Source organism: Trinickia symbiotica, from assembly GCF_002934455.1.
Taxonomy (GTDB): domain Bacteria; phylum Pseudomonadota; class Gammaproteobacteria; order Burkholderiales; family Burkholderiaceae; genus Trinickia; species Trinickia symbiotica.
In genome coordinates this window covers 275,891-289,312 of the sequence record NZ_PTIR01000004.1, presented here as the reverse complement: position 1 = coordinate 289,312, position 13,422 = coordinate 275,891, and the positions used below count along the sequence as shown (strand labels likewise).

The 13,422-nt window shown below is 67.3% G+C and carries 11 protein-coding genes; 8 read left to right on the top strand and 3 right to left on the bottom strand.

Annotated elements, in window-relative coordinates; translation table 11 throughout:
- Positions 1–48: 48 nt before the first annotated feature.
- The gene (locus B0G57_RS09125; protein ID WP_018443171.1) at positions 49–1,080 is read right to left on the bottom strand and encodes a CDP-6-deoxy-delta-3,4-glucoseen reductase; all 1,032 of its coding nucleotides are present in this window, start codon (positions 1,078–1,080) and stop codon (positions 49–51) included.
- Between the two features lie 121 nt (positions 1,081–1,201).
- Between B0G57_RS09125 and B0G57_RS09120 the strand changes: the two genes are divergently transcribed.
- Positions 1,202–2,236 (top strand): NAD-dependent epimerase/dehydratase family protein, encoded by a 1,035-nt coding sequence (locus tag B0G57_RS09120; protein WP_018443170.1) that lies wholly within the window; start codon positions 1,202–1,204, stop codon positions 2,234–2,236.
- A 51-nt stretch (positions 2,237–2,287) separates the two neighbouring features.
- Here B0G57_RS09120 and B0G57_RS09115 read toward each other — a convergent pair whose 3' ends face one another.
- On the bottom strand, positions 2,288–2,995 hold the full coding sequence (locus B0G57_RS09115; RefSeq protein WP_018443169.1) for a pseudouridine synthase: 708 nt from the start codon (positions 2,993–2,995) through the stop codon (positions 2,288–2,290).
- Positions 2,996–3,003: 8 nt separating this feature from the next.
- On the bottom strand, positions 3,004–3,906 hold the full coding sequence (locus B0G57_RS09110) for a LysR family transcriptional regulator (protein WP_026230130.1): 903 nt from the start codon (positions 3,904–3,906) through the stop codon (positions 3,004–3,006).
- Between the two features lie 110 nt (positions 3,907–4,016).
- Between B0G57_RS09110 and kdgD the strand changes: the two genes are divergently transcribed.
- The 7 genes from kdgD (at position 4,017) to B0G57_RS09075 (ending at position 13,420) form a co-directional block, all read left to right on the top strand.
- Positions 4,017–4,943: a 5-dehydro-4-deoxyglucarate dehydratase gene (gene kdgD, locus B0G57_RS09105; RefSeq protein WP_018443167.1), complete on the top strand. Its 927-nt coding sequence runs from the start codon at positions 4,017–4,019 to the stop codon at positions 4,941–4,943.
- Positions 4,940–6,535, top strand: a complete 1,596-nt coding sequence (locus B0G57_RS09100; protein WP_018443166.1) for an aldehyde dehydrogenase (NADP(+)) — start codon at positions 4,940–4,942, stop codon at positions 6,533–6,535. The genes kdgD and B0G57_RS09100 overlap by 4 nt, the downstream gene beginning before the upstream one ends.
- An 82-nt stretch (positions 6,536–6,617) precedes the next feature.
- Positions 6,618–7,973 (top strand): MFS transporter, encoded by a 1,356-nt coding sequence (locus tag B0G57_RS09095; RefSeq protein WP_020566486.1) that lies wholly within the window; start codon positions 6,618–6,620, stop codon positions 7,971–7,973.
- A 156-nt stretch (positions 7,974–8,129) separates the two neighbouring features.
- Positions 8,130–9,518 carry an enolase C-terminal domain-like protein gene (locus B0G57_RS09090; RefSeq protein WP_051090114.1) on the top strand — a complete coding sequence of 463 codons (1,389 nt, stop codon included), beginning with the start codon at positions 8,130–8,132 and terminating at the stop codon, positions 9,516–9,518.
- A 75-nt stretch (positions 9,519–9,593) separates the two neighbouring features.
- A complete protein-coding gene (gene gudD, locus B0G57_RS09085; protein WP_020566485.1) occupies positions 9,594–10,937 on the top strand; it encodes a glucarate dehydratase in 1,344 nt (447 codons plus the stop codon).
- Positions 10,938–10,956: 19 nt separating this feature from the next.
- The gene (gene garD / locus B0G57_RS09080; protein WP_018443162.1) at positions 10,957–12,555 is read left to right on the top strand and encodes a galactarate dehydratase; all 1,599 of its coding nucleotides are present in this window, start codon (positions 10,957–10,959) and stop codon (positions 12,553–12,555) included.
- Between the two features lies 1 nt (position 12,556).
- Positions 12,557–13,420, top strand: coding sequence for an NAD-dependent epimerase/dehydratase family protein (locus B0G57_RS09075; RefSeq protein ID WP_018443161.1), 864 nt, complete (start codon positions 12,557–12,559; stop codon positions 13,418–13,420).
- Positions 13,421–13,422: the final 2 nt, after the last annotated feature.

Genomic DNA, 13,422 nt, shown 5'->3' with positions numbered 1-13,422 from the left:
ATGCCTGTCATCGTGCCGTCGCGCGGCGCGCGCGCATCCAGCGCGGAGTCAGACGGCGTTCACGAGATCGGCTTCGCTCGTGAACGAGTCGGCGTAGAATTCGTCGGCCGGCAACCCGTGATGGCTCGTGAAATCGCGCTGCGCCGCCTCCACCATCACGGGCGCACCGCACGCATAGACCTGGTAGCCCGACAAGTCCGGCAGGTCCTCGATCACCGCCCGGTGCACGAAGCCGGAGCGGCCCGTCCATGCATCGCCGGCATCGGCCTCCGAGAGCACCGGCACGAACTTGAAGTTCGGATGGTCCTGCTCCCATTGCCGGGCGAGATCCATCAGATAAAGATCTTTTTTGCGGCGGCCGCCCCAATAGAGCGTCATCGGCCGGTCCGTGTTCTTGAAGAACGCGTGCTCCACGATGGCCTTGATCGGTGCGAAGCCCGTGCCCGAAGCGAGCAGCACGATCGGCTTCTCAGAGTCCTCGCGCAGGAAGAACGTACCGAGCGGGCCTTCGAAGCGCAGAATCTCGCGCTCCTTCATTGTGCTGAAGACGTGGTCCGTGAAGGCGCCGCCCGGCATGTGCCGGATATGGAGCTCGAGCGGGCCTTCCGCGTGCGGCGCGCTCGCCATCGAGTAGCTGCGGCGCTTGCCGTCCTTCAGGATGAATTCGATGTACTGACCGGCAAGGTATTGAAGGCGCTCGTTGGCCGGCAACTGCAGCTTCAGCACGACGACATCGTCGGCCTTGCGCTCGATCGCGTTCACGCGGCATGGCAGCTTCTTGACCTGCACATCGCCGACGCCCGCGATTTCGCGTACGTCGATGACGAGGTCGCAATTTGCCGTCGCGCAGCAAAAGAGCGCCATGCCGCGCGTTTTCTCGTCGTTCGAGAGCGCGGACGACGAGTGCGCGCGCTGCTCGACTTCGCCCGAAACGACCGCCCCCTTGCAGGAGCCGCATGCCCCGTTCTTGCAGCCGTACGGCAGGCCGACGCCCTGACGCAGCGCGGCCGAGAGCACCGGCTCGTCGGGTTCTACCTGGAACTGCCGGCCGCTTTGCCGGAGAGTCACGTTATAGGCCATAGCATTCGAAACAAAAATGGAAAATCGTCCTGTCTGCCGCAGCGAGCGCACCCCAAGGGCACTTCCTTCGGGAGCTCCCGAAAGGGTGCTCCCTCCGGGCGCGCCCCGATACAATGCGCCCATGACCATCACTCGACTTCTGCGGCGTCCGCGCGTGCTGATCGTCGGCTGCGGCGACGTAGGCCTGCGTGCCGCGCGAATGCTGCTCGCTCGCGCGGCGCCCCCTCGAGTCATTGCGCTCACGAGCCGGCCCGAGGGCAAGGCGGAGTTGCGGGCAGCGGGCGCGTCGCCCATCTTGGGCAACCTCGACGCCGCGCGCAGCCTGCGGCGCTTGACCGGCCTCGCGCCCACCGTCCTGCATCTCGCCCCTCCGCCGCAGCAAGGCGAAGACGATCCGCGTACGCGCGCGTTGATCGCAGCGTTGACGGCGCCCTATCGCGCAAGTGCCGCTAGCAGGCCGCATTCGCGCGCACGGAGTTATCTGCGCGGGAGCCGGTTCGCCAGGCGATGGGGCGGCGCGCCACAAACGGCTATTGTAACTGAGGCCGCTCGCGCGACGTGGGGCCGCCGCCCGCCGCGAATCGTTTATGCGAGCACCACAGGCGTTTATGGAGATTGCGGCGGCGCGCTCGTCGACGAGACCCGTCCGGTGCGCCCGCTCAACGCGCGGGCCAAGCGCCGCGTGGCGGCCGAGCGGCAATTGCGGCGGGCGACCGCGCGCGGCGCGCTGTCCGCGTGCATCGTCCGGATCCCGGGAATCTACGCGGCCGAGCGGCTGCCGCTCGCGCGCATCGAGCAGCGCATGCCCGCGCTCGTCGAAGACGACGACGTCTATACGAACCACATCCATGCCGACGATCTGGCCGCGATCCTCCTGCGCGCGCTCGCACGGGCGGGCACGTCGCGTGTCGTTCATGCATCGGACGATACGGTGCTCAAGATGGGGGAGTACTTCGACCGGATCGCCGATGCTTTCGGTCTCGCGCGCGTGCCGCGCATCACGCGCGAGCAGGCGCAAGACGAACTTTCGCCGCTGACGCTCTCGTTCATGAGCGAATCGCGCCGGCTTGCGAACCGTCGCTTGATACGCGAGCTGCGCGTCAGGCTGCGATTTCCGACGGTCGACGATTTTCTGGCGACCGTGCGCCGAAACTAAGCGGGATCGTCGCGCGACGAGGCGCTCGCGCGGGCGACCGCGGCATCGACCTCAGCGTTCGGCGAGCGCGCCGAGATCGGCTTCGTCGAGCCAGCGCCAGGCGCCGACGGTGAGCGTCGCCGGCAACGCGAGTGCCCCGATCCGCTCACGGTGCAGCGCCTCGCAGCGGTTGCCGGCCGCGGCGATCATCCGCTTCACCTGGTGGTATTTGCCCTCATTGACGGTCAGCTCGAGCAACCGCTCGCCGCGCGCAATGGCGCTCGCGGCGGCGATCGGCTTGCTCTCCCCGTGCAGCAGCACACCGTCGCGCAGCGTCGCGAGTTGCGCCTCGTCGAGCGGATGGCGCGTTGTGGCGACGTAGGTCTTCGGGACCTTGCGCTTCGGCGACGTATAGGCATGGACGAACTGGCCGTCGTCTGAGAGAAGCAGCAGGCCCGTCGTATCTTCGTCGAGCCGGCCGACGCACTGCACGCCGCGCGCAGCAAGCGGCGCGGGCAGCAGCCCGAACACGCTCAGGTGATGCTGCGGCTCGCGCGAGCATTCGTAGCCGGCCGGCTTGTTGAGCATCAGGTACGCGCGCTCGCGATAGTGCCACGGCTCGCCGTCGACTTCGAAGAGAAGCGCGTCGGTCGCGAAATCGGCGTGGGCGTCGGTGCAGGCGGCGGCGCCGCCGACGCTGACGCGTCCTGCCGCGATCATGGCTCGACACTGACGCCTCGAGCCAAAGCCTTGGGTGAAGAGAATGCTTTCGAGATCCATGAGAACCGTCAATGCTCGGCGTTCCCCGCGATCGCGCGATGCAGAACGCCTTTCAGCGAGCTGAAGACTGGGTTGTCGTTGTCGTCGCGATGGACGAAGAGCAATTCGACGGGCCTCGCCGGCGCCGTGCGCACGGGCCGATAGACCACGCCTTCGAATTGCAGCAGTGCCGCCGAGGCTGGAATCAGCGCGACGCCGATGCCCGCGCGCACGAGCGCCAGCATCGAATGGATCTGGCTCACATACTCGACGATATCGGGCAGCACCCCAGCGCGCTCGAAGAGCCCCGTCAGCAACTGATGGAAGTATCGCGCTTCATAAGGGGAATACATCAGCAACGGGCGGCCCTCGCAGTCGGCGAGCGTGGGCTTCGTGCGCCATTGCTGCGCCGCCGCCGCGGGCAACGCCAGGACGAGCGATTCGCTCGCGCAAGGCAGCGCGACCAGCTCGCCGTGGTCGACGGGCGGGCGCAGCAGTCCGACGTCGATCTGACGCGCATCCAAGGCCTCGAGCTGCGCCGAGCTCACCATTTCTTTCAGCGTCAGCCGCACGCCCGAGGACGCCGCGCGCACGGCGCTGACGAGCGCCGGGAGCAGCCCATAGCCGACGGTGGCCGTGAAGCCGATCGCAAGCGAGCCCGACGCGCCGGCGGCTACGCGGCGCGCGGTCGCCGCGGCCTCGTCGGCGAGCCGCAGAATGCGCGCGGCGTCGGGCAGGAAGCTGCGGCCGGCGGCCGTCAGCCGCACCGAGCGGCTGCTGCGCTCGAAGAGCTCGGTTCCGACCTGGTGTTCGAGCAGACGGATCTGGCGCGAAAGCGGCGGTTGCGTCATGTGCAGACGCTCGGCGGCTCGCCCGAAATGCAATTCCTCGGCAACGGCGACGAAGCAGCGAAGCTGGCTCAATTCGAACATCGATACAAAAATGGTATTGATCGAGACAGCCGTTATCTTGGACTTGAATCGGTCGCGGTGCAAGAATCGCTCCATTGTTCCAAAGAACACTTTCTACGCGCCACATAACCATGACCCGTTATACACCCACCGAATTCGCCCGCCAGATCGGCACCGGCCTGCTGTCGTTCCCCGTCACGCACTTCAAGGAAGATTTGTCGTTCGACGAAGACGCCTATCGCGCCAATCTCGACTGGCTTCTCGGCCACCCGGCCGCCGGCATCTTCGCCGCGGGCGGCACCGGCGAGTTCTTTTCGCTGACGCCGGCCGAAGTCGGTCGCGTCGTGCGTGCAGCGGTCGAATCGACGGGCGGGCGCGTGCCCGTGATCGCGCCGGCGGGCTATGGCACCGCGATGGCGAAGGAGTTCTGCCAGGCAGCCGAGCAAGCGGGCGCCGACGGCATCCTGCTGCTGCCGCCGTACCTGACCGAAGCCGCGACCGACGGCGTCGCCGCGCACGTCGAGCAGGTCTGCAACTCGACGTCGCTCGGCGTGATCGTCTACAACCGCGCGAATCAGGTTCTCGACGAAGTCGCGCTCGAGCGTCTCGCCGAGCGTTGCCCGAACCTCGTCGGGTTCAAGGACGGCCTCGGCGATCTCGAGTTGATGACGCGCATCTACTCGCGCCTCGGCGATCGCTTCACCTACGTCGGCGGCCTGCCGACGGCGGAGACGTTCGCGCTCCCGTATCTGACGCTCGGTGTGACGACGTACTCGTCGGCCATCTTCAATTTCGTGCCGAAGTTCGCGCTCGAGTTCTATGCGGCCGTGCGCGCCAACGATGGCGCGAAGGTCTACAAGATGCTCAATGACTTCGTGCTGCCCTACATCGCGCTGCGCAACCACAAGCGCGGCTATGCGGTGTCGATCGTCAAGGCCGGCATGCGCGCCATCGGCCGCAGCGCGGGCCCCGTGCGTGCTCCGCTCACGGATCTGACCGAAGAAGAGTTCGCCGAGCTCAAGAAGCTCGTGAGCCGCGTGCAAGGGGGCGCGGCATGACGGTCGGCGGCGATCTCCTGATCGGCGCTTCGCGCGTCGCGGGCGCGGCCGGCGTTTTTCGCGCCGTCGATCCGGCGACGGGACATACGCTCGAACCGGCGTTTACGCTCGCCGACGCAGCCGATGTCGCGCACGCCTGCGCACTTGCCGACGCGGCTTTCGATACTTACCGCGAGACGGCGCCCGCCGAGCGCGCGGCGTTCCTCGAGACGATCGCAAGCGAAATCGAGGCGCTCGGCGATGCGCTGATCGAGCGCGCGATGAGCGAGACGGGGCTGCCGCGCCCGCGGCTCGAAGGCGAGCGTGCACGAACCTGTAATCAGTTGCGGCTCTTCGCGCGCCTGGTGCGAAGCGGAGATGCGCTCGATGCGCGCATCGATCCGGCTTTGCCGGAGCGCAAGCCGCTGCCGCGCGCCGATCTGCGCCTGCGCCGCATTGCGGTGGGCCCCGTCGCCGTGTTCGGCGCGAGCAACTTTCCGCTCGCGTTCTCCGTGGCGGGCGGCGATACGGCGTCGGCCCTCGCGGCCGGCTGTCCTGTCGTCGTGAAGGGGCATCCCGCTCATCCGGGCACCTCGGCCCTCGTCGGCGGCGCCGTGCAGGCCGCCGTTGCGCGCTGCGGGTTGCCGGAAGGCGTTTTTTCGCTGCTCTTTGCCGATAACGAGCGCGCGGGTGCGCTCGTTTCCGATCCGCGCATTCAAGCGGTGGGCTTCACAGGGTCGCGCGCGGGTGGCGTGGCGCTGATGCGGATCGCCCAGTCGCGGCCGCAGCCGATCCCCGTCTACGGCGAGCTTTCCGCCGTCAATCCGGTATTCCTGCTGCCGGCGGCGCTCGAGGCGCGCGCCGACGCGCTCGGCGCGCAGTTCGTCGATTCGCTGACGCTCGGCGCCGGACAGTTCTGCACGAATCCGGGCCTCTTGCTCGCCGTCGACGGCCCCGACCTGGACCGATTCGTCGCGTCAGCGGCCACGGCGCTTGCGCAGCGTGCGGCCCAGACCATGCTGACGCCCGGCATCGCCGAGGCTTATCGGCGTGGCGTGGTCCGGCTGGCGGGCGAGCGCAACGTCGAGTGCGCCGCGCGGGGGCTCGAGAGCGGTGAGCCGAACAGAGGCCAAGCCGGGCTTTATACGACCGACGCGGACAGTTTCCTCGCGCAGCCCGCGCTGCACGAGGAGATCTTCGGCTCGACGGCGCTCGTCGTTCGTTGCCGCGACGCCGCGCAGCTCACGGCTGTCGCGCGGGCCCTCGAAGGCCAATTGACGGCGACGCTCCAGCTCGACGCCGACGATGCGCGCGACACGACGCTCGCGCGCGCGTTGCTGCCGACGCTCGAGCGCAAGGCAGGCCGCATCCTCGTCAACGGCTGGCCGACCGGCGTGGAGGTCACGCACGCGATGGTGCACGGCGGCCCGTGGCCGGCGACGACCGACGGCCGTTCGACATCGGTCGGCACGGCCGCGATCGAGCGCTTTCTGAGGCCCGTCTGCTATCAGGACATGCCCGACTCGCTGCTGCCGCAGGCCTTGCAGGACGCGAACCCGTGGCGCGTGAGGCGCCTTGTCGACGGAAACATGGTGTTGGGCGGCGACGCCTGATCAGCCGCCGGGCCGGCATGCGGGCCCGGCGAACAAGAGCGGCGGGGTGCCACGCGCACCGCGCCGCGCAAAGGAGGAGACTATGGACGCAGAAGCCCCCATCGTGGGAGCTAAAAGCACGCCGGCTGCGCTACGCGCGAGCCGGGTGCGTTTCACGATCCTCGCGATGCTGTTCATCGTGACGACGATCAACTATGCCGACCGCGCGACGGTTTCGATCGCGGGTTCGGCGATGCAAAAGGACCTCGGCATGAACGCCGTGGCGCTCGGGTATATCTTCTCGGCGTTCGGCTGGTCCTATGTGATCGCGCAACTGCCCGGCGGCTGGCTGCTCGACAAGTTCGGCTCGCGGCGCGTCTACGGCGCGAGCATTCTCATCTGGTCGATCTTCACGTTCATGCAAGGAACGATCGGCTTTCTCGCCGGCGGCGCCGCGGTTGCCGCGGTTTTCGCGCTGCGGTTTCTCGTCGGCGTGGCCGAAGCCCCCGCGTTTCCGGCCAACAGTCGCATCGTGGCCGCCTGGTTCCCCGCGAACGAGCGCGGCACGGCCTCGGCCATCTTCAACTCGGCCCAATATGCGGCGACCGTCATCTTCGCGCCGCTCATGGCCTGGGTCGTTCATTCGTTCGGCTGGCACGAGGTCTTCATCGTGATGGGCGTGCTCGGCATCGCGATGGCGATCGCCTGGCGCATCTTCGTGCGCGACCCGAAGGAACATCCGCGCGTGAACCAGGCCGAGATCGAGTACATCGAGGCGGGCGGTGGCCTCGTCGATATCGATCGGTCTGGCGCGGCGCGCCGTCAGGGCCCCAATCTGGCCTACGTGAAGCAATTGCTGAAGAACCGGATGTTGATGGGCATCTACATCGCGCAGTATTGCATCAATGCGCTGACGTACTTCTTCATCACCTGGTTCCCGATTTACCTCGTACAGGCGCGCGGGATGTCGATCCTCAAAGCGGGCTTCGTCGCATCCGTGCCGGCCGTCTGTGGCTTTCTCGGCGGCATTCTCGGCGGCATCATCTCCGATTGGCTGCTCTCGCGCGGAGCATCGCTCTCGGTCGCGCGCAAAGTGCCGATCGTGCTCGGCATGCTGCTTTCGATGAGCATGGTGATCTGCAACTACGTCGATGCTCAGGCCGTGGTCGTCGCGGTCATGGCACTCGCGTTCTTCGGCAAGGGGCTCGGCGCGCTCGGCTGGGCCGTCAACTCCGATACGGCGCCCAAGCAGATCGCGGGGCTCTCGGGTGCGCTGATGAATACCTTTGGCAATCTGTCGAGCATCACCACCCCGATCGCCGTCGGCTACATCGTCGGCCACACGGGCTCGTTCAACGGCGCGCTCGTTTTCGTCGGATTGCATGGGCTCATCGCCTGCGTCTGCTATCTGTTCCTTGTGGGCAAGATCCAGCGGGTCGAGTTGAAGCTCGAGTCCTGAGCCGGCTGGCGGGGAGCCGGCGAAGGAAGGCCGGCTCACTGCCAATGCGATGAACGAATCAAAATGGAGCGAATCAAGGTGGTTGAGCGACAGGCCGGGAATCGGGACGCTGAAAGCGACCGCTATGCGAGCGGGGGCACGCCGCGCGTGACGAGCATGCGGGTGATTCCCGTCGCGGGGCGCGATAGCATGCTCATGAATCTGTGCGGCGCGCACGGTCCGTTCTTCACGCGCAATCTCGTGCTGCTGACCGATTCGGCCGGACGCACCGGAGTCGGCGAGGTGCCGGGCGGCGAAGGCATTCGCGGCGCGCTCGAGCGCGTGACGCCGCTCGTCCTCGATACGGAAATCGGCCGCGCCAACGCAACGCTCAATGCGATTCGCCGCGCGCTGAGCGGCGGGGCCGATGCGGCTCATCGCGGCACTGTCCATGAGGTGACGAACGAAGCCGAGTCCGCCGTCTTGCGTCAGCCGCACGAGATCAATCTGCGCATGGACAACGTCCTTACGGCCGTCGAGGCGGCGCTGCTCGACCTGCTGGGCCAGCATCTCGGCGTGCCCGTTGCCGAGTTGCTCGCCAACGGCCGGCAGCGCGATCGCGTGCCGATGCTCGCTTATCTCTTCTATGTCGGCGATCGTCGCAAGACCGATCTGCCCTATCTCGACGGCTCCGGCGCGCGCGACGAATGGTTCCGTCTGCGTTGCGAGAGCGCGCTCACGCCGCGCGAAGTCGCGCGCCTCGCGCAAGCGGCCGCCGCGCGCTACGGCTTCACCGACTTCAAGCTCAAGGGCGGCGTGATGGACGGCGACGACGAGCTCGATGCCGTCGCGGCGATCAAGGCGCATTTTCCTCAGGCACGCGTCACGCTCGATCCGAATGGCGCATGGTCGCTCGACGAGGCGATCCGGCTCTGCCGCGGCCAGGGGCATCTGCTCGCCTATGCCGAAGACCCGTGCGGGCCCGAGAACGGCTATTCGGGCCGCGAGACGATGGCGGAGTTCAAGCGTGCAACGGGTATTCCGACGGCGACGAACATGATCGCCACCGATTGGCGTCAGCTCGGCCATGCGGTCGTGCTCGGTGCCGTCGACATTCCGCTCGCCGATCCGCATTTCTGGACGATGCAAGGCTCGGCGCGCGTCGCGCAGCTTTGCGCCGAGTGGGGGCTCACCTGGGGCTCGCATTCGAACAATCATTTCGATGTGTCGCTCGCGATGTTCACCCACGTGGCCGCGGCGGCGCCGGGCCGGATCACCGCGATCGACACGCACTGGATCTGGCAGGAAGGCGAGGAGCGCTTGACGCGCGAGCCGCTCGTCATCGAAGGCGGGACGGTCGCGGTGCCCGAACGCCCGGGCCTCGGCATCGAGATCGACCTGGAACGCGTGATGAAGGCACACGAGCTTTACAAGTCGCTCGGGAACGGCGCGCGCGACGATGCGGTCGCGATGCGATACCTCATGCCGGGCTGGACGTACGATCCGAAGCGGCCGAGCTATGGCCGCGCCGCGCGTGAAGGACGGGCCGTCGCGGCTCGGACTTAGCGAGCGGAGCGCCGCATCGCGGCAATCGCCAGAGACAAGCACGCGAAACACACGAAACACAGGAAACACGAACCGATGAAAGTCGATGCAGCCTCGAAGACCCCTGTCGTCACACGCATGCGCGTCGTCCCCGTTGCCGGGCGCGACAGCATGCTGCTCAACCTGAGCGGCGCCCACGGGCCGTATTTCACGCGCAACATCGTCATCCTCGAGGACAGCAGCGGACACGCGGGCCTTGGCGAAGTGCCGGGCGGCGAGGGGATTCGCCGCACGCTCGAGGACGCGAGCGCGCTCGTCGTCGGCCAGCCGCTCGGTCGCTGGCAGGACGTGCTCAACGCGGTGCGGCAGCGCTTCGGCGACCGCGATGCGGGCGGCCGCGGCACGCAGACGTTCGATCTGCGCATCACCGTTCACGCCGTGACGGCGATCGAAGCGGCGCTGCTCGATCTGCTCGGCCAACATCTCGAAGTGCCCGTGGCAGCGCTCTTGGGCGAAGGCCAACAGCGCACGCACGTGCCGATGCTGGGCTATCTTTTCTATGTCGGCGAACGCGAGCGCACGGCGCTCGACTATCGGAGCGAGCGCGACGCGGACGACGCGTGGTTCCGTCTGCGCAACGAGCCCGCGCTCACGCCCGAAGCGGTCGTCGAGCTTGCCGTTGCCGCGCATGCGCGCTACGGCTTTCACGACTTCAAGCTGAAGGGGGGCGTGCTCGCGGGCGATGAGGAAATCGCCGCGGTGACTGCGCTCGCCGAGCGTTTTCCCGATGCGCGGATCACGCTCGATCCGAACGGCGCCTGGTCGCTCGCGGAAGCGATTCGCCTTTGCCGCGACCAGCACGACGTGCTCGCCTATGCCGAGGACCCGTGCGGCGCCGAAGGCGGATATTCGGGCCGCGAGGTGATGGCCGAATTCCGTCGCGCGACGGGCCTGCCGACGGCGACCAACATGATCGCCACCGATTGGCGTCAGCTCGGCCACGCGGTGACGCTGCAGTCCGTCGACATTCCGCTCGCCGATCCGCACTTCTGGACGATGCGCGGCTCGGTTCGCGTCGCCCAGCTTTGCGCCGAATGGGGGCTCACCTGGGGCTCGCATTCGAACAACCATTTCGATATTTCGCTCGCGATGTTCACGCATGTCGCGGCGGCGGCGCCCGGCCAGATCACGGCGATCGATACGCACTGGATCTGGCAGGACGGCCAGCATCTCACGCGCGAGCCGTTCAAGATCGTCGACGGTCAAGTGGCCGTGCCGGCGCGCGGCGGGCTCGGCATCGAGCTCGACGAGGAAGCGCTCGCGGCCGCGCATGCGCTCTACCTCGAGAAAGGGCTCGGCAGCCGCGACGATGCCGCCGCGATGCAGTACCTGATTCCGGGCTGGACGTTCGACAACAAGCGTCCGTGCCTCGTTCGCTGAAACATTGGAGTCTTCCGCCATGTCTGTCTCTACCACCGAGCTCGAACCGGCCGCCACGGAGCGCGCGCTGACGATTCGCGTCGACGAGCGCGACAACGTCGCGATCGTCGTGAACGCGCGCGGCCTGCCCGCCGGCACCAAGCTCGACGACGGCACCGTGCTCGTGCAAGGTGTGCCGCAAGGGCACAAGGTCGCGCTGGCCGATCTCGCCGAAGGCGATGCGGTCATTCGTTACGGCGAAGTCATCGGCTACGCCGCGAAGCCGCTTGCGCGCGGCAGCTGGATCGACGAGCACGCCGTGCGTCTGCCGCAGCCGCCCGCGCTCGATTCGCTGCCGCTCGCCACGCGCAAGACCTCGGCACAACCGAAACTCGAGGGCTACACGTTCGAGGGCTATCGCAACGCGGACGGCACCGTCGGCACGAAGAACGTGCTCGGCATCATGACGAGCGTGCAGTGCGTGGCCGGAGTGACCGAGTACGTCGTGAACCGGATCAAGCGCGAGTTGCTGCCGCGCTACCCGAACGTCGATGACGTCGTGGCGCTCACGCACACTTACGGCTGTGGCGTGGCGATCAATGCGCCCGCCGCGATCGTGCCGATTCGCACGCTGCAGAACCTCGCCGTGAACCCGAACTTCGGGGGAGAGGTGATGGTGATCGGTCTGGGATGCGAGAAGCTCGTGCCCGAGCGGCTCGTGCCGTCCGAGCGCGTGCCGGGCGGACGCATTCCGATCGAAGTGGCCGGCAAGCCCGAGTCGCCGGTGCTTTCGCTGCAGGACGAGGCGTATCACGGCTTCGGCGAGATGGTGGACGCGATCCTCGCCATGGCGGACGACCGGCTCGCCAAGCTGAATCAGCGGCGGCGCGAGACATGCCCGGCATCGGATCTCGTCATCGGCGTGCAGTGCGGCGGCAGCGACGCGTTCTCGGGCGTGACGGCGAATCCGGCCGTCGGCTTCGCCACCGACCTGATCGTGCGCGCGGGCGGCACGGTGATGTTCTCCGAGGTGACCGAAGTGCGCGACGCGATCCATCTGCTCACGCCGCGCGCGATCGACGAGGAAGTCGGCCGTGCGCTCTTGCGCGAGATGTCCTGGTACGACGACTACTTAAGCGGCGGCCGCGCCGATCGCAGCGCCAATCCGTCGCCGGGCAACAAGCGCGGCGGCTTGTCGAACGTCGTCGAAAAGGCGCTCGGCTCGATCGTCAAGTCGGGCACGAGCCCGATCGTCGACGTGCTCGGCCCCGGCGAGAAAATGCGCCGCAAGGGGCTCATCTTTGCGGCAACGCCGGCGAGCGATTTCGTCTGCGGCACGCTGCAGCTGGCCTCGGGCATCAATTTGCAGGTGTTCACGACGGGGCGCGGCACGCCTTACGGCCTCGCGATGGCGCCCGTCATCAAAGTTTCGACGCGCAAGGCGCTCTCGGAGCGCTGGCACGATCTCATCGATCTCGACGCCGGGCGCATCGCGACAGGAGAAGCAACGATCGCCGATATCGGCTGGGAGCTTTTTCATATGATTCTCGATGTGGCGAGCGGCCGTAAGCAGGTCTGCGCCGACAAGCTTGGCCTGCATAATGACCTCGTTCTCTTCAACCCAGCACCCGTGACCTGAAATGACGAATATCAATCCGGCCGCCGACCTGCCGGGCGGCGATCCGCTCGAAGGCGTGTCCACGCGTTGCGCCCGCATCCTGCTGACGGGCGCGGCCGGCAACCTGGGCCGCGTGCTGCGCGAGCGCTTGAAGCGCTATGCCGATGTCATCCGCGTTTCCGACATCGCCGCGCTCGACCCTGCGCGCGAGGGCGAAGAACTCGCGCCGTGCGACCTATCGGATGCAAAGGCCGTCGATGCGCTCGTGCGTGGCGTCGATGTGATCGTCCATCTCGGCGGCGTGTCGGTGGAGCGTCCGTTCGAAGAAATCCTGCCGGCGAACATTGCAGGTACGTACCACATTTACGAGGCCGCGCGCCGGCACGGCGTGCGGCGCATCGTATTCGCCAGCTCGAACCATGTAACGGGCTTCTATCGGCAGGACGAGGTCATCGATCCGCTCGCGCCGCCGCGCCCCGACGGTTATTACGGCGTCAGTAAGGCATTCGGCGAGCAGCTCGCGCGCTTTTACTTCGACCGCTACGGCGTCGAGACCGTGAGCATTCGGATCGGCTCGTCGTTTCCGCAGCCGAAGGATCGGCGCATGCTCACGACCTGGCTCGGCTATGACGATCTCGAGCAACTCGTGCGCCGTGCGATGTTCGTGCCAGGCGTCGGCTGCCATGTCGTCTATGGCGTGTCGGCCAATCGCGATAGCTGGTGGGACAACGCGGCCGCCGCGCGACGGCTCGGCTATGTGCCCGTCGAATCGAGCGAACGTTGGCGCGAGGCGATCGAGCGCGAGCAAGCGCCGCTTCCGGAAGACGATCCCGTGCGCCGCTATCAAGGCGGCGGGTTCGTGACGGCGGGGCCTTTCGGAGACTGAGC